General features: G+C 73.8%; 15 protein-coding genes and 1 riboswitch. Of the genes, 5 read left to right on the forward strand and 10 right to left on the reverse strand.

Features of this window, described 5'->3' with window-relative positions; all coding sequences use genetic code 11:
* Positions 1-741: 741 nt before the first annotated feature.
* On the forward strand, positions 742-1605 hold the full coding sequence (locus tag GQ466_RS21560; RefSeq protein WP_161104830.1) for a prenyltransferase/squalene oxidase repeat-containing protein: 864 nt from the start codon (positions 742-744) through the stop codon (positions 1603-1605).
* On the opposite strand, the gene GQ466_RS21565 is transcribed toward GQ466_RS21560, so the two are convergent.
* The 5 genes from GQ466_RS21565 to thrC form a co-directional block, all read right to left on the reverse strand.
* Positions 1602-2000, reverse strand: a complete 399-nt coding sequence (locus GQ466_RS21565) for a hypothetical protein (RefSeq protein ID WP_161104831.1) — start codon at positions 1998-2000, stop codon at positions 1602-1604. The genes GQ466_RS21560 and GQ466_RS21565 overlap by 4 nt on opposite strands.
* A complete protein-coding gene (locus GQ466_RS32920; protein WP_161104832.1) occupies positions 1997-2587 on the reverse strand; it encodes an LURP-one-related family protein in 591 nt (196 codons plus the stop codon). The genes GQ466_RS21565 and GQ466_RS32920 overlap by 4 nt, the downstream gene beginning before the upstream one ends.
* A gap of 115 nt (positions 2588-2702) precedes the next feature.
* Positions 2703-4328: a chaperonin GroEL gene (gene groL, locus GQ466_RS21575; RefSeq protein ID WP_161104833.1), complete on the reverse strand. Its 1626-nt coding sequence runs from the start codon at positions 4326-4328 to the stop codon at positions 2703-2705.
* 358 nt (positions 4329-4686) lie between these two features.
* Positions 4687-4965 carry a MoaD/ThiS family protein gene (locus tag GQ466_RS21580; RefSeq protein ID WP_161104834.1) on the reverse strand — a complete coding sequence of 93 codons (279 nt, stop codon included), beginning with the start codon at positions 4963-4965 and terminating at the stop codon, positions 4687-4689.
* Positions 4966-4994: 29 nt separating this feature from the next.
* Positions 4995-6257: a threonine synthase gene (thrC, locus tag GQ466_RS21585; RefSeq protein ID WP_161104835.1), complete on the reverse strand. Its 1263-nt coding sequence runs from the start codon at positions 6255-6257 to the stop codon at positions 4995-4997.
* Positions 6258-6271: 14 nt separating this feature from the next.
* Positions 6272-6413: riboswitch (SAM riboswitch) on the reverse strand.
* 184 nt (positions 6414-6597) lie between these two features.
* On the opposite strand from thrC, the gene GQ466_RS21590 reads away from it, so the two are divergent.
* Positions 6598-8022: an alpha,alpha-trehalose-phosphate synthase (UDP-forming) gene (locus GQ466_RS21590; protein WP_202420930.1), complete on the forward strand. Its 1425-nt coding sequence runs from the start codon at positions 6598-6600 to the stop codon at positions 8020-8022.
* Positions 8023-8035: 13 nt separating this feature from the next.
* Here GQ466_RS21590 and GQ466_RS21595 read toward each other — a convergent pair whose 3' ends face one another.
* Positions 8036-8587, reverse strand: coding sequence for an RNA polymerase sigma factor (locus GQ466_RS21595; protein ID WP_103560709.1), 552 nt, complete (start codon positions 8585-8587; stop codon positions 8036-8038).
* A 58-nt stretch (positions 8588-8645) separates the two neighbouring features.
* Between GQ466_RS21595 and GQ466_RS31855 the strand changes: the two genes are divergently transcribed.
* Together GQ466_RS31855 and GQ466_RS21605 are read left to right on the forward strand one after the other, a co-directional pair.
* On the forward strand, positions 8646-10994 hold the full coding sequence (locus GQ466_RS31855) for a serine/threonine-protein kinase (protein WP_337193572.1): 2349 nt from the start codon (positions 8646-8648) through the stop codon (positions 10992-10994).
* Between the two features lie 129 nt (positions 10995-11123).
* A complete protein-coding gene (locus tag GQ466_RS21605; RefSeq protein WP_161104836.1) occupies positions 11124-11702 on the forward strand; it encodes a PadR family transcriptional regulator in 579 nt (192 codons plus the stop codon).
* Between the two features lie 40 nt (positions 11703-11742).
* Here GQ466_RS21605 and GQ466_RS21610 read toward each other — a convergent pair whose 3' ends face one another.
* From GQ466_RS21610 to GQ466_RS21620, 3 genes are all read right to left on the reverse strand, one after another.
* On the reverse strand, positions 11743-12441 hold the full coding sequence (locus GQ466_RS21610; RefSeq protein ID WP_161104837.1) for a hypothetical protein: 699 nt from the start codon (positions 12439-12441) through the stop codon (positions 11743-11745).
* A 134-nt stretch (positions 12442-12575) separates the two neighbouring features.
* The gene (gene otsB / locus GQ466_RS21615; protein ID WP_161104838.1) at positions 12576-13376 is read right to left on the reverse strand and encodes a trehalose-phosphatase; all 801 of its coding nucleotides are present in this window, start codon (positions 13374-13376) and stop codon (positions 12576-12578) included.
* 19 nt (positions 13377-13395) lie between these two features.
* Complete coding sequence (locus GQ466_RS21620) at positions 13396-13716, reverse strand: DUF3263 domain-containing protein (protein ID WP_161104839.1); 321 nt, start codon at positions 13714-13716, stop codon at positions 13396-13398.
* 174 nt (positions 13717-13890) lie between these two features.
* Here GQ466_RS21620 and GQ466_RS21625 point away from each other — a divergent pair, with 174 nt between their 5' ends.
* On the forward strand, positions 13891-14505 hold the full coding sequence (locus tag GQ466_RS21625; RefSeq protein ID WP_337193573.1) for a MarR family winged helix-turn-helix transcriptional regulator: 615 nt from the start codon (positions 13891-13893) through the stop codon (positions 14503-14505).
* 510 nt (positions 14506-15015) lie between these two features.
* Here GQ466_RS21625 and GQ466_RS21630 read toward each other — a convergent pair.
* Positions 15016-15276 carry an SHOCT domain-containing protein gene (locus GQ466_RS21630; RefSeq protein ID WP_161104840.1) on the reverse strand — a complete coding sequence of 87 codons (261 nt, stop codon included), beginning with the start codon at positions 15274-15276 and terminating at the stop codon, positions 15016-15018.
* Positions 15277-15337 lie beyond the last annotated feature (61 nt).

The following is a 15337-nucleotide window of genomic DNA, read 5'->3' on the forward strand; positions in this document are numbered from 1 at the left end:
GCGAACGCGGCGGCCTCGGGGACGGCCCGAACCAATGTCGGGCCGTATAAAGGCACTGGCTTTTAACACGCTGTTGAATTCTCAAGAAACGGACACCCACCGCGCTCCCGCTCACTTCCGTGGCGCTCGCTCCGGGGCGACGTTTTGTACTTTATCAGATCCGCTCGGACTGTCAATTCCGAGCCTTTCCGATTCCACCGATTCGAGTCCGCTTTCGCGGCCCCTTCTCGGTGGCCTTTCTATTTCACCAGATCCCGTCCCGTTGTCAAAACCGGGCCGCTTTCCGGTCCCCCACCGAACCCCGGGCATGGCGATAGTCGCCGAGCCGGTTCTCCGTGGTGGTTCCCCCGGGCCGTCCGCCGTACCGGCGTCCTGGTCCCCGTGGGGCGAAGTGAACAGTATGCCCACGGGGCAGCGCCGTCAAACCGTTCGGCGAACCTTCATCCCCGTGTCGGGACGGCCCGCAGCCGAACGGCTCGGCGTTCCGGGACCCGGCACCGGCATCCGGCGGTGATCATGCGGAGGGACGATCTGTTCGACGGCGTCCGCTGATCAGGACGAATACCCCTGTCCGTTCGAGGACACCCGGCGGCGTCCCGGACTCACACCGTTCAACGCCGCCGGTGCGCCGCGAGGTTCCCGGCGGGACCGGCGTGGCCGAGGTCACGTCGCGGCAACCGGGACGGCAAGACGTCCGAATCCTGCAAGACCCGGGGCACGCCGGCCCCGGATGCTGGACGCATGTCCATCGACCTGACCGCCGTCGCGCGCTTCATGACCGCCCATGCCCGCCTCCTCGACCGGCTGCGCTTCGACGCGCTGACGGGCGACGCCGATCCACAGGCCGTTCTTGCAGCGCTGAACGGCTACCGCAACCCCGACGGCGGCTACGGACGCGGCCTCGAACCCGACCTGCGGGCCGCCGAGAGCCAGCCCGCCGCCGCGTTCCACGCGTTCGAGGTCCTCGCCGAGCTGCCCGGCGACCTCGCCGCGCCGGACGCCCGCGCGCTCGCCGACTGGCTCGCCACCGTCACCCGCGACGACGGCGGCCTTCCGTTCGCGCTGCCCGTCGCCGACCCGACGGCGTGCGCGCCGTTCTGGGTCGAGGCCGACCCAGACGTCTCGTCCCTCCAGATCACGGCGATCGTCGCGACGCACGCGCACCGGATCCCGGCGCTGGCCGGGCATCCCTGGCTCGACCGCGCCACGCGCTACTGCCTGCGGGCGATCGACGCGCTCGGGGAACAGCCGCACGCGCTCGTCCTCTCGTTCGCCGTCCGGCTCCTGGACCGGCTCGGCGACGCGAACCGGATCAGGAAACTCGCACAGTTCGTCCCACCGGACGGTCTCCTCCCCGTCGTGGGCGGCCTCCCGGACGAGACGCTGCGCCCCCTCGACTTCGCGCCGTTCCCCGGCCGCCCTGCCCGGGACCTGTTCGCGGCGGACGTCGTCGACGCCGACCTCGACCGGCTCGCGGCGGGCCGGCAGGACGACGGCGGCTGGGTCACCGACTTCGCCAGCTACTCGCCCGCCGCCGCGCTCGACTGGCGCGGGTACACGACCGTCACGGCCGTCGGGCTGCTGCGCGCCAACGGACGGGCCTAGCGGACGACCAGCCCGGCGAGGAACAGAATCCCCTCCGCGACGATCCAGCCGGACGCCGCGCCGGTGAGCCGCAGGGCCAGCCGGGTCGGGTGGCGGCGCAGCTCCGGCGACGTCCAGGCGGCGAACGCCGCGACCGTCGCGGCGGCGGCGAAGGGCACCGAGAGCAGGACGGCGACCGCGAACCCGTCCGAACACGCCAGGTCCCGGTCGGGCCCGTCGCCGCAGTAGGCCGTCTCGCCCCAGCCGCCGAACGTCGAGCACGTCCAGAGCAGCGCGAGCAGGCCGTGGGCGATGGTCGGGACGGTCGGGGAGATCTCCCGCCCGTCGGTCCGTTCCCGCGTCGCCCGCATGCCCGGTACGTACCCGGCGCGGGCGCGGCGCAGACCGCCGGTCACGTCACCTCCTTGGCCTCGTGCAGTGCGAGGTCCATGGCGATGGCGCCCGCGACGACGAACGTCCGCAGCGGCTCGGCGACGTCCGCGCCGATCGTGACGACGTACTTGTCGGCGGTGGTCAGCAGGTGGGTGGCGACCCCGGCGAAGCGCTTGCGGATCGTCCCGGCGGTGGCCCCGGACGGGTCGGTCACGGTGAAGTTGCGCCGAGCAAGGTCGCCGTCGAGCCCGCCGACCGGACGGTCCTCGGCGTCGCGCAGCGCGAACTTGCGGCCGGCGTGGTGGGCGGTGTAGGTGCCGAGGACGGCGCCGTCCGGTGCGCGCAACGTGATCAGCGTGCGCCCGGCGGCCTTGTCGACGACGAGGAGCGGGGAGCCGTCCGGGTCGGTCAGGAGCACGGCGCGGGCGTCGATGCCGGACTTGCCGGGGAACACGGTCTTCAGCGTCTCGGCGCGGGAGCGTTCCCCGGTCTCGGCGGCGACGGCGAGGACGGTCCCGGCGTCGTCCAGCACCCGGTAGCGCGTGCGGGCGGCGGGCCCGCGCCGGGGCTGCTCGACCCGGAGGAAGGGAGCGGTGAAGAGTTCGGTCACCCGCCCAGCGTGCCCGCCGGGACCGCGCGCCCAAACCGGCGGACGGCCCGGAACGCGACGAGGGACGGTCCCCAACCGGGAACCGCCCCTCCGGGACGCGCGATCCGAAAGCGGATCAGAAGTCCATGCCGCCGTCGCCGCCGGGGACGGCGGGAGCCGGGTTCTTCTCCGGCTTCTCGGCGATGACCGCCTCGGTGGTCAGGAACAGCGCGGCGATCGAGGACGCGTTCTGCAGCGCCGACCGCGTCACCTTCGCCGGGTCCAGGATGCCGGACTCGAACATGTTGACGTAGTCGCCGGTGGCCGCGTTCAGGCCCTCGCCCGGGGTCAGGTTGCGCACCTTCTCCACGACGACGCCGCCCTCGAGGCCGGCGTTGACGGCGATCTGCTTGAGCGGCTCCTCCAGCGCGCGCCGGACGATGGCCGCGCCGGTCGCCTCGTCGCCCGACAGCTCCAGCTTGTCGAACGCCTTGGTGCCCGCCTGCAGCAGCGCGACACCGCCGCCGGGGACGATGCCCTCCTCGACCGCGGCCTTCGCGTTGCGGACGGCGTCCTCGATGCGGTGCTTGCGCTCCTTCAGCTCGACCTCGGTCGCCGCGCCGGCCTTGATGACGGCGACGCCGCCGGCCAGCTTGGCGAGGCGCTCCTGGAGCTTCTCGCGGTCGTAGTCGGAGTCGGTCGCGTCGATCTCGGTGCGGATCTGGTTGACGCGGCCCGCGATCTCGTTGGCGTCGCCGGCGCCGTCCACGATGGTGGTCTCGTCCTTGGACACGACGACCTTGCGGGCGCGGCCGAGCTGGTCGAGCGTGGTGTTCTCCAGCTTGAGGCCGATGTCCTCGGAGATGACCTGGCCGCCGGTCAGGACGGCGATGTCGCCGAGCATGGCCTTGCGGCGGTCGCCGAAGCCCGGGGCCTTGACGGCGACGGACTTGAAGATGCCGCGGATCTTGTTGACGACCAGGGTCGCCAGCGCCTCGGCCTCGACGTCCTCGGCGATGATCAGCAGCGGCTTGCCGGACTGCATGACCGACTCCAGGACCGGCAGCAGGTCCTTGTTGGCCGACGCCTTGCCCTGGACGATCAGGATGTAGGGGTCCTCGAGGGTCGCCTCCATCCGCTCCGGGTCGGTCACGAAGTAGTGGGAGATGTACCCCTTGTCGAAGCGCATGCCCTCGGTGAGCTCCAGCTCCAGCCCGAAGGTGTTGCTCTCCTCGACGGTGATGACGCCTTCCTTGCCGACCTTGTCCATCGCCTCGGCGATCATCTCGCCGATCTGCGGGTCGCCGGCGGAGATGGACGCGGTGGAGGCGATCTGCTCCTTGGTCTCCACGTCCTTGGCGAGCTTGTGCAGCTCCTCGCTGACGCGCTCGACGGCGGCCTCGATGCCGCGCTTCAGCGACATCGGGTTGGCGCCGGCGGCGACGTTGCGCAGGCCCTCGCGTACCAGCGCCTGGGCGAGAACGGTCGCGGTCGTGGTCCCGTCACCGGCGACGTCGTCGGTCTTCTTCGCGACTTCCTTGACCAGCTCGGCCCCGATCTTTTCCCACGGGTCCTCGAGCTCGATCTCCTTGGCGATCGACACACCGTCGTTGGTGATGGTGGGGGCGCCCCACTTCTTCTCCAGCACGACGTTGCGGCCCTTGGGACCGAGGGTCACCTTCACGGCGTCGGCGAGCTGGTTCATGCCGCGCTCAAGACCGCGGCGGGCCTCTTCGTCGAACGCGATCTGCTTTGCAGCCATAGGGCTCCAGTCCTCCCGGAACAGGTGGCCATGAGACGGATCGAGACGACGCCCGCGACGGACGGCCACCCCGGACGGCTGCCATTCCGCCGCCGGATCGTGGCCTCATCGCCCCGACCCACGCTGTGGGCTGTCACTCTCCACAGCAGAGTGCCAATCACTGTTTAGCACTCTGCCCTGCCGAGTGCAAGCCAGGGGGTCGCCCACCAGCCCCGATGGGCGGGCACGCCGGACGTTCCCGGCTGGAACGGTCCGCACACCGGGCGGCGGTCAGCCTTTACCGGACCGCCATGAAGCCGTCACCGCAGACGGAAGGCGCGGCCCCCGCGACCGGGGACCGCGCCTGTCGCACTCGTGCTCAGCCGCCCGCGACGGCCGGGATGATCGAGACCTGCGCGCCCGCCGGGGTGGGGGTGTCGAGGCCGTCGGCGAACCGGACGTCCTCGTCCCCGACGTACACGTTGACGAACCGGCGGATCTTGCCGTTGTCGTCCAGGATCCGCGCGGCGATGCCGGTGTGGCTCGCCTCCAGGTCGGCGATGACCGCGCGGAGCGTGGCGCCCTCGGCCTTCACCTCGGACTCGCCGCCGGTGTAGGTCCGCAGGATCGTCGGAATCCGCACAGACACGGTGCTCATGCTGACCTCCCAGGTCGGCTCGTTGGGGTTCAGGCGAGGCCGGCGGCGCGGAAGGCCGCCAGGGACGGGGCGATGTTCGCCGACGGCGCGACGACCGGGGACACCGCGTCCAGGGTCTTCAGCCCGTCGCCGGAGTTGATGATCACGGTCTCGGCGGACGGGTCGAGCGTGCCGTCGTCGATGAGCTTCTTCAGGACGCCGACCGTGACGCCGCCCGCCGTCTCGCCGAAGATGCCCTCGGTGCGGGCGAGGAGGCGGATGCCGTCCACGACCTGCGCGTCGGTGACGTCCTCGACGGCCCCGCCGGTGCGGCGCACGACGTCCAGGACGTAGGGGCCGTCGGCCGGGTTGCCGATCGCGAGCGACTTGGCGATCGTGTCCGGCTTGACCGGGCGGACGACGTCGTGCCCGGCCTTGAACGCGGCGGACACCGGCCCGCAGCCCTCGGCCTGCGCGCCGAACACGCGGTAGGGCCTGTCCTCGACGAACCCGAGCTTGATCAGCTCCTGGAACGCCTTGTCGATCTTGGTGAGCTGGGACCCGGACGCCACCGGCACGACGATCTGGTCCGGCAGCCGCCAGCCGAGCTGCTCGGCGATCTCGTAGCCGAGCGTCTTGGAGCCCTCGGCGTAGTACGGGCGGACGTTGACGTTCACGAACGCCCAGTCGTCCTGCTCGCCCGCGATCTCCGAGGCGAGGCGGTTGACGTCGTCGTAGTTGCCGTCGACGGTGACGAACGTGCCGCCGTACACGGCCGTCGTGATGATCTTCTGCTGCTCCAGGTTCGACGGCACGAACACCGCGCTGCGGATCCCGGCGCGCGCGGCGGCGGCGGCGACCGCGTTGGCCAGGTTGCCGGTGGACGGGCAGGCGAGCACCTTGAAGCCCAGCTCGCGGGCGGCGGCGAGCGCGACCGCGACGACGCGGTCCTTGAACGAGTGGGTCGGGTTGCCGCTGTCGTCCTTCACCCAGAGCCGCTGCAGGCCGAGCGCCTCGGCGAGGTTGTCGGCGCGGACGAGGCGGGTCAGGCCCGGCTCGGTGTTGGGCGTGTCGGCGACGTTCTCCGGGACGGGCAGCAGCCCCCGGTAGCGCCAGATGTTGGCCGGGCCCGACTCGATGTCGGCCCGGGTGAGCCCGCCGAAGTCGTATTCGATCTCCAGCGGGCCGAAACACTCCTCACACGCGTAGAACGCGCCGAGTTCGCGGCGGTGGCCGCATTCGCGGCAGACGAGCGCGGTCGCCGGGCCGAGGTTGCCGGCGGGCGTGAGGTCGTTGACAGGCGTGGGCGCCATGAGCGAGGCCTTTCTCCCCATCTTCCCTGCGCCACCTTGGTCGCAGGCCGGAGTTGGCACCATCTCCCGGCCGGCCTCGCAGGATCGCGAGCGCTGTCGAGCCGAGTGGTTGCCGGGGCTTCTACGGGCCGGTCCCTCCACCCCTCTGGATGAGCGATATTCGGTTGTCTGCGTGATTTTACATGGTCTGCCCGATGCGGGCAGGCCGGGGGTTCGTCCGGCGATGCCGGAACCGTCTCGACCGTACCCCCGGCGCCTCATGATCACCCTCTCGTTTTTCGCCGGAACCCGCGCCGGGGCGCGTGGCGTCCGGCCGCGCCCGACTGCGATGCTGATCTCCATGAGCCGAGTGCTGGTGGCGTCGAACCGCGGACCCGTGTCGTTCTCCACGGCCGACGACGGGACGCTCGTCCCGCGTCGCGGGGGCGGCGGCCTGGTGTCCGCGCTGGCCGGCGCGGGCGAGGTGCTGTGGGTGTGCGCGGCGCTGTCGGAGGCGGACCGGACGGCCGCGCGCAAGTCCCCCGACGGGCGCATCGACCAGGCCGGGCACGACACCGGGGACGCGGCCGTCCGGATGCTCGACATCCCGGCCGCGACGTTCGAGCGCGCCTACAACGGCATGGCCAACTCGACCCTGTGGTTCGTCCACCACATGCTGTACGACCTGCCGGGCGAGCCGTGCTTCGACGCGCGCGCCCGCCGGGACCGGCAGTCCTACGAGGCCTACAACGCGGCGTTCGCCGACGCGCTCGCCCGGGACGCCGCGCCCGGCGCCAAGGTCGCCGTGCAGGACTACCACCTCGCGCTGGCCCCGGCGATGCTGCGCGAACGGCGTCCGGACCTGCGGATCGCCCACTTCTCCCACACGCCGTGGGCGCCGCCGGACTACTTCCGGCTGCTGCCCGACGACCTCGGCGCGGAACTGCTCGCCGGGGTGCTCGGCGCGGACCACGCGGGGTTCCTCGCCGAGCGGTGGGCGTCGGCGTTCCTCGCGTGCTGCGAGCTGCTGCCGGGGGCGCGGGTCGATCACGCGGCGCGGACCGTCCGGTACGCGGGTCATGTCACGCACGTCGGGGTGCACGGGCTCGGGGTGGACGGTCCCGCGCTGCGCTCGCGCGCCTCTTCCCCGGACGTCCTCGCGCGGGAGACCTCTTTGCGCGACCGGGTCGGGGACCGGCGGCTCATCGTCCGGATCGACCGGACGGAGTTGTCCAAGAACATCGTGCGCGGGCTCGCCGCGTACCGCGAGCTGCTGACCGACCATCCCGAGTGGCACGGCCGGGTGACGCATCTGGTGTTCGCCTACCCGTCCCGTACCGATCTGGCGGTCTACCGCGCGTACACCGACGCCGTGCTGCGGACGGCCGCCGACATTCGGGCCGAGTTCGGTACGGCCGACTGGGAACCGCTGATCGTGGAGGTCAACGACGACTATCCGCGGTCGCTCGCCGCGTACGCGCTGGCGGACGTCCTGCTGGTCAATCCCGTCCGGGACGGGATGAACCTCGTCGCCAAGGAGGGGCCGGTCGTGTCGCGGGACGGGTGCACGCTCGTCCTGTCCCGGGAGGCGGGGGCGGCGGCCGACCTCGGCGAGGACGCGCTGACCGTCAACCCGTTCGACGTCTCGCAGACCGCCGCCGCGCTGCACCAGGCGCTGCTGATGCCCGCCGACGTCCGCGCCGCGCGCTGCGCCCGGCTCGCCGAGCGCGCGACGGCCCTCCCGCCGCGCGCCTGGCTCGCCGCCCAGCTCGCCGCGCTGGACTGACTTTCGTCACCGGTCAGGTATAGGACTCTCCCAGTGTGAGGCGCACCTGCTTGCGCGCCTCGTGGATGCGGGACTTCACCGTGCCCAGCGGCAGCTGGAGCTGCTCGGCGATCTCCGCGTACTCCAGCTGCGACACGTCCCGCAGCACCAGCGCCTGGATCAGGTCCGGCTTGCGGGCCTCCAGGTCCTCCATGGCGTCGAGGATGTCGACGCGGGACCCCGCGATGACGCTCGTCCGGCGCGGGTCGGGGCGCTGCTGGGGCAGCTCGCCCGCCTGCTCCACCGAACGGCGCTTCAGCGACCGGTACGTCGACCGCGCCGAGTTCGCGACGACGACATGCAGCCACGTGCTGAACCGCGACCGTCCCTCGAAGCGGTGGATGTTCCGCGCGACCTGCAGCAACGCGTCCTGGCAGGCTTCCTCGGCGTCCTGCCGGCAGGGCAGGAAGCGGGCGCTGTGCCGCAGGACGTCGGGTTCGATCCTGCGCAGCAGTTCGTTCAGTGCTCCCTGGTCTCCCTGGGCGGCCTGCACCGCCAGTTGCTCGGTCCTTTCGTCGAATGCCATCGCCGCAGCCTCAATGCTCGTTCGCGCACACACCCCGTTTGTTGGGCATGATACGGGAGTGTCCATCCCACCTGCCGTCGGTCGTTTCCGCATCGAGCGCGTCCTCGGATCCGGGGCGTTCGCGTCGGTGTGGCTCGGGCACGACGACGTCCTCGACTCCCAGGTCGCCATCAAGGTCCTGTCCGGCAGCCTCGTGGACGACCTCGACGTCCGCAGCCGGTTCCTCGAAGAGGCCCGGATCCTGCGCCGCGCCGACTCCGACCGGCTCGTGCGCGTCCACGACATCGGCGAGCTGCCGGACCGGCGGCCCTACTTCGTCATGCCGTACGCCGACCGGGGGACGCTCGGGGACCGGATGCGCGACCGTCCGCTGCCGATCGCCGAGGCTCTGGCGCTCGCGGAGGAGATCGCGTACGGCGTCGAGGTGATCAACGCGCTGGGCGTCATCCACCGGGACCTGAAGCCGTCCAACGTGCTGTTCCAGTCGGCGCGCGGCGGCGGGGAGAAGCTGCTCATCGCCGACCTCGGGCTGGCGAAGGCGCTCGCGCACGCGTCCGGGGCGTTCACGCTGCCCGTCGGGACGCCCGGGTACATGTCGCCGGAGCAGGCGCGGTTCGGCGGCGGGCTGGACGTGCGCGCCGACGTGTACGGGCTCGGCGCGCTGACCTACCACATGCTCGCGGGCCGCCCCCCGGGCCCCGCGCCCGTGCGCCGCCGTCCCGGCGAGCTGCGCGAAGGCGTGCCTCCCGAGGTGGACGAGGTGATCCTGCGCGCCCTGTCCGCCGAACGCGACCGCCGCCACCCGACGGCCCAGGCGTTCGCCGAAGCGGTGGCCGCCCTACGCGCGTCCCTCCCCACCTCACTGACCGGCCCACCCGGCGGCGCGCACCCCGGCCCACCGTCCGGCGCCCCCGCCGCGCCGCCCGGCGGCGCGCCGCTCGGCCCGCCCGCCGGGCCACGCGCCAACGTCCCCGCCGACCCGCCCACCGGCGCGCCCGGCGGCCCGACTGCCGGGCCGCCCGCAGGACCACCTGCCGGCCCGCCCGCCGGGCCACATGTCAACGCGCCTGCCGGCCCACCCGGCGGCTCGCCTGCCGGTGCGCCCGGCGGGGCGCCCGCGGGGCCACGCGTCGGCGCGCCATCCGGCCCGCCGGTCGGCGCGTCTGACGGCGCGCCTGCCGGGCGACCTGCCGGGACGCCGTCCGGCGCGCCTGGTGGCCCAGCCGCCGGTCCGCCCGGCGGCGCGACGCCCGGCGCTCCTGGCGGCCCGCCCGTCGGGGCGCCGCCCGGTGCTCCCGGCGAGGTGCCTGGCGGGCCGTCCGCCGGTGCGCCGTCTCGTATGCCCGCTGGTCCGGGGGCCGGTACGGCGCCGGGTCCGGGGGCCGCGGGGCCTGGTGATTTTCCGCCGTCCGGTCGGTCCGGTGATGCGTCCGGTGGCGGACGGAGCGTCGATCCGGACGTGACGGTGCGGGATCATCCGCGCTCGTCGGGGCCTCGGCCCGTCCCGGCGGGACGGCACGACCCGTACGAACCGCTCGCGCCGGACGAGAGCGAGCCGACCGTCGTGGACCGTCCGTCGCGCGCGCCGGGCGGCGAGGACCGGACGCTCGCGCTGCCCGCTCTGCCGCCGCCCCCGATGCCGCCGCCGCGTCCGCAGCCGGGGCCGCCGCCACCGGGCGGGGCCGGGCCGCAGCCGTACCGGCCGGGCGGGGCGCCGCAGGGCGGACCGGGCGGGGCGCCGCAGGGCGGGCCCGGCGGGGCGCCGCAGGGCGGGCCGGACGGGGCGCCGCAGCCGCGGGGGGCGTCGCGGAAGAACGTCACGATGCTGGCGGTCGGGGCGGTCGTTCTCGTGGTCGCGCTGGTCGGCGGGCTGCTGCTCGGGAAGCTGTTCTCCGGGGGCGACAAGAAGGCGGACAAGCCCGTGCTGCCCGCCGACTTCGTCCAGCTCGGCGATGCGTCCGGGCACATCCGGTTCGCCGCGCCGAAGGCGTGGCCGAAGGCCGCCGAGCCGACCTGGACGCCGTCGTCGGTCGGGCTGGCCGACGCGACGCCGCGTCCGGTGCTGCGCGCGACGCCGAGCCTCGCGGCGTTCCTCGGCGACGGCCGGGGCCCGGGCGTCTTCGTCGGGCTGACGACGGACGTCGCGAACGGCAAGCTCCCGCCGTCCGGCGCGGCCAAGCACCCGCAGTGCACGCAGGGCGCGCCGGAGCGCTACACGTCGCCCGACAAGGCGCTCACCGGCACGATCACCCGGTTCACCGGCTGCCGTGCGGGGACGCCGACGGTCACCGAGGTCGGCCTGCGCGACCGGAGCGGACGGTTCGGCGCGTGGGTGCGCGTCAAGGAGACCGACGCCCGCAAGCTGACGACCACGATCCTGGACTCCCTCCACCTCACCGCACCCTGACCTGCGCGTTCACCTCAGGCGACCGGCCCGGCGGCCGATCGCCTGGTCGTCGTGCTCGGGAATGCCAGTTGCATCGCGAGTGTTCACCGATATATCGTTAAGCATCGTCCAACGATAAGGAGAACCACGATGCGTGGAAACCACCACTTTCAGGACCATGAGAGCCGGCGCCGCCGCGACCCCTTCGGCTGGGGACCGGCGTTCGGCCCGGGCTTCGGCCCCGGCGGACCCGGCGGCCGGGGACGCGGCGGTCGCGGCCGGCGCACCCGGCGCGGCAACGTCCGCGCCGCCCTGCTCGCGCTGCTCGCCGAGCGTCCGATGCACGGCTACGAGATGATCCAGGAGCTCGACTCCCGCACCGGCGGCGTCTGGCGCCCGAGCCCCGGCTCGGTCTACCCGACGCTCCAGATGCTGGAGGACGAGGGCCTCATCACCGGGACGGAGCAGGGCGGCAAGCGCCTCTTCTCCCTCACCGAGACGGGCCGCGCCGAGGCCGACGCGCAGACCGCCGCCCCCTGGGACGAGGTCACCGCCGCCGCCGGCGAGAACGCGCTGCGCGGCCGGGAGGCCGTCGGCCAGCTCATGGGAGCGCTGCACCAGGTCATGGCGGTCGGCAGCGAGGAGCAGAAGGCGCGGGCGCTGGACGTCGTCAACGACGCCCGCCGCCGCGTCTACGGCATCCTCGCCGACGACCCCGCGGCCGAATGATCACTCAGAGGGCGCCGCGCCCCGCGCGCGGCGCCCTTCGTCACCTCGGAAAGGGCGCGAGCCGGGCGTACTGGTCGTCGACGTACAGCTTTTTCCACAGGTAGAGCCGCAGGTCGGCGCGCCGGACGGTCGACCGCACCGGGATCTGGACGGTCGTCCGCACGAGGAACGCCGACGCGGGCGGGAGATAGCGGTCGTCGCCGTCCCCGGGCAGCAGCGCGCCGCCGGCCAGGCCGCGCACGACCTCGCTCCGGGTGGGCGGGGTGCACATCGCGTCCGGGACGCCCGCCTGCCACATGCAGCGGCCCCGGTCCCGCGCGGCCAGCAGGTCGTTCGTCAGGAACAGATCGGCGGGGAAGTCGAGCAGCGCCTTCGCGGTCGGCGACGGGTTCGCCAGCACGTACTCGATGTACGCGGACGATCCGGACGCCCCGCCGGTCACCGCCGCGACCCGGTAGCGCGACCCGTCCGCCGTGCTCACGTCCACCGGACGGCCCGCGTCGGCGAACGCGGCGTCCAGGTCTGCGCCCGTCGCGGCGGGCGGCGCGTCGTCGCCCCGGCCGGGCAGGAACACGAACGCGACCACCCCGAGGACCGCGAGCACCGCGACCGCCACGGCGGCGAACCCGGTGCGGCGCCCGCCGCCCCGATGGTCGCCCGGCGCGACGATCCGCACCTCGACACCGCTCGTCTCGCGGAACCCCAGCGGTGCGCCGGGGGTCGCCGGTCGCTCGTCCACCGTTCGCCTTCCCTTCACGCGCGCGTCACCTCGGGACCGGACGACATTGTGGCGCACGGCGGCGGCGCGTCCAGGGGCGGGCCGGAACACGCGCGGGGAGCGACAGTCCGCCGCGCGGGGTTTGTCAGCGCCCGTCAGGGCAGCAGGGCGTCCAGGAACGCGACGACGCCGGGCGGGCCGTCCACCACGACGTCCGCGCGGGCCGCGAGTTCGGTGACCTCCGCCGACCCGCTGCACACCTTGACGACCGGGACGCCCGCGTCGCGCAGCTCGTCCAGCGCGTCGAACGCCGCGAGGTCGCCGAGGTCGTCGCCCGCGAACAGCACCGCCGACGGGTCGCCGCGCTCGGCGAGGAAGCCGCGCAGCGCCGCGCCCTTGTCCATGCCCGGCGGACGCAGCTCCAGCACGAACCGTCCCGGCTCGACGGCGAGGCCCGTCCGCTCGGCGAGCGCGGCCAGCAGGCTGCGCAGCCGGTCCAGCGCGACCTGCGGCTCCGCGCAGCGCCGCGTGTGGACGGCCAGCGCGAGCCCCTTGTCCTCCACGAACACCTCGGGCGGCGCGCCGGACGCGGCCAGGACGCCGGGGATCTTCGCGCGGGCCTCGGCGACGCCGGGCGGCGGCTCGGGGACGGTCAGCGTCCCCGACTCCCACCGCTCCCGGCCGTACTGCCCGAGGACGACCAGCCCGTCGATCCCCCCGAAACCGCCTTGTTCCACCACGAAGCCCGCCGGCCGGCCGGTGATCACCGCCACGCCGCCGAGCCGGGACGCGAGCCGGGCGAGGGCGTCGGCCGCGCCCGGCTGCGCGCGGGCCGCCGCCGGATCGTCGACGATCGGGGCGAGGGTGCCGTCGAAGTCCAGCCCGAGGACGGCGGTGGAGGGGTGGGAGCGCAGCGCGTCGAGACCGTCCGCGCCGACGGACGTGACGGAAGTCATCCCCCCAGTCTCCCCCACGTCACGGACGGATGCCGAGCCGCCGCGCGGCGCGCTGCCGCTGCCGCTGCGACCGCGTCCGGCGCAGGCGCTTGACCAGCATCGGGTCGTGCTCCATCGCCTCCGGACGGTCGATGAGGAGGTTGAGGAGCTGGTAATACCGCGTCGAGGACATGTCGAAGAGTTCGCGGATGGCCTGCTCTTTCGCGCCCGCGTACTTCCACCAGCGGCGCTCGAACGCGAGGATCTGGCGGTCGCGCTCGGAGAGGAGGTCGGCCGGGAAGACGTCGTCGTCGTTCTCCAGCTCAGGATCGATCGGGTCCAGGGCTGAGCCGTCGTTCATGCTGCCGTCCTGTCGGGGAACGCCCCCGGTCCCCTCTGTGGTCACTAATCCCGGGCTGTCCGGGTTCGGCCGGTGCCATCGTACGCGTCCGGGACGACACGCACCCGACGTTCGCGGTACACACGGGCGACGGACGGAAACTCGGGACCGGTCCGCCGCGTTAAAGTGTGCACGGTGCATCCGTACCGTGACGCACGCTGGACGGGAGACCCGCACATGGCGCCGCAGAACGAGCCGGACGAGCTGTCCGACCCCGTGCTCGCCGACGTCTCGCTCGCCCTGTTCCACCTGCGCCGCGTCTGGTTCAAACCGGACCTGATGCGCCGCATCCGCGCCCAGACCGCCGACGGCCCCGGCGGCCGTCCGCTGCAGATCTCGAACCTGATGGTCGTCCAGGCCGTGGCCGCGCTGACCGCGTTCTGCGCCGAGCAGCGACCCGAGGGCGAGGTCACGGTCGGGGCCGTCGCGGACCGCCTGGAGATCGACCCGTCCACCGCGTCCCGGCTCGTCGGCCACGCCATAGACGCGGGCCTGATCTCCCGTCGCCCGTCCCCCCTGGACGCCCGCCGCGCCAACCTGGGCCTGACCGAGGCCGGCGAACGCGTCAAGCGGGTCGCCGAACGCTTCCGCCGCGCCTACCTGGACGAACTGATGGACGGCTGGACCCCCGCCGAACGCGCCGAGTTCGCCCGCCTCCTCACCCGCTTCGCCGAAACCGCCGCCCGCTACCCCACCGAGGCCGACCGCGTGGACCGCATCTTCGCAGCAGCCGAGGTATCCGCCGACTAACCCGCCCACCTCCCGCACAACACCCTCCACACCACGCCGCACCACCCCACGCCGCCCGGGCCACTCCGTGCCCCCGCGCCGCGCCGTACTGCTCTGCCCCGCGCCACCCGCGCGTGCCGCGCCGTACCGCTCTGCGCCATGCCTCGCCACCCGCGCCACCCCGCGCCGCGCTTTGCCCTACCGCGCTGTGCCGGGCCACCCCGGGCTGCGCCAAGCCGGGACGCGCCGAGCGGTGCCGAGCCGCGCCACCCGCGCCACGTCGAGCCGCCGCCCCGCACTACGCCGTGCCGCCCCCGTGCCACCCCGCCGCTGCTCTGCGCCATGCCGCGCGGGGCCTCACCGGGCCGCGCCGAGCCGCGCCGGGCCGGGCCGGGCTACGTCGGTCCGAGCCTCGCCATCCGAGCCGGGACGCGCCGAGCCGGGACGCGCCGAGCCGGGACGCGCCGAGCCGGGACGCGCCGAGCCGGGACGCGCCGAGCCGGGACGCGCCGAGCCGGGCTGGCGCCCGGCTCAGGCGTCGTACCGCAGGACGGCCAGCCGGGCGTGGTACTCGTCCTCGTCGATCTCCCCGCGAGCGAAACGGTCGGCGAGCAGCGCGCGAGCGTTCCGCGTCGGGTCCTGCGCGGTCGCCGGCCGGGCCGTCATGCGCCGCCGGACGAGCACGAACCCGCCGCCCAGCACGAGCGCCCACAGCAGCGGGAACAGCGGCCAGAAGGCGTGCGGGCCGCCGGAGTCGTTCCAGGGCCCGTGGGCGAGCACAGTGGTGAACATGGATCGTCCCTTCTCTTCGGTGGACGATCCGATCGTTCCGCCCTGCCACCGCGCACCGCGT

The sequence above is a fragment of the Actinomadura rayongensis genome, assembly GCF_009831215.1.
Classification (GTDB): Bacteria; Actinomycetota; Actinomycetes; order Streptosporangiales; family Streptosporangiaceae; genus Spirillospora; species Spirillospora rayongensis.

What these genes read in the sequence shown, in the direction of transcription:
- thrC (WP_161104835.1), bottom strand. Translation starts at nt 6,257, where the DNA reads ATGGCGCCCACGCCTGTCAACGACCTCACGCCCGCCGGCAACCTCGGC.
- groL (WP_161104833.1), bottom strand. Translation starts at nt 4,328, where the DNA reads ATGGCTGCAAAGCAGATCGCGTTCGACGAAGAGGCCCGCCGCGGTCTT.
- GQ466_RS21630 (WP_161104840.1), bottom strand. Translation starts at nt 15,276, where the DNA reads ATGTTCACCACTGTGCTCGCCCACGGGCCCTGGAACGACTCCGGCGGC.
- GQ466_RS21605 (WP_161104836.1), top strand. Translation starts at nt 11,124, where the DNA reads ATGCGTGGAAACCACCACTTTCAGGACCATGAGAGCCGGCGCCGCCGC.
- GQ466_RS21580 (WP_161104834.1), bottom strand. Translation starts at nt 4,965, where the DNA reads ATGAGCACCGTGTCTGTGCGGATTCCGACGATCCTGCGGACCTACACC.
- otsB (WP_161104838.1), bottom strand. Translation starts at nt 13,376, where the DNA reads ATGACTTCCGTCACGTCCGTCGGCGCGGACGGTCTCGACGCGCTGCGC.
- GQ466_RS21560 (WP_161104830.1), top strand. Translation starts at nt 742, where the DNA reads ATGTCCATCGACCTGACCGCCGTCGCGCGCTTCATGACCGCCCATGCC.
- GQ466_RS21595 (WP_103560709.1), bottom strand. Translation starts at nt 8,587, where the DNA reads ATGGCATTCGACGAAAGGACCGAGCAACTGGCGGTGCAGGCCGCCCAG.
- GQ466_RS21620 (WP_161104839.1), bottom strand. Translation starts at nt 13,716, where the DNA reads ATGAACGACGGCTCAGCCCTGGACCCGATCGATCCTGAGCTGGAGAAC.
- GQ466_RS21590 (WP_202420930.1), top strand. Translation starts at nt 6,598, where the DNA reads ATGAGCCGAGTGCTGGTGGCGTCGAACCGCGGACCCGTGTCGTTCTCC.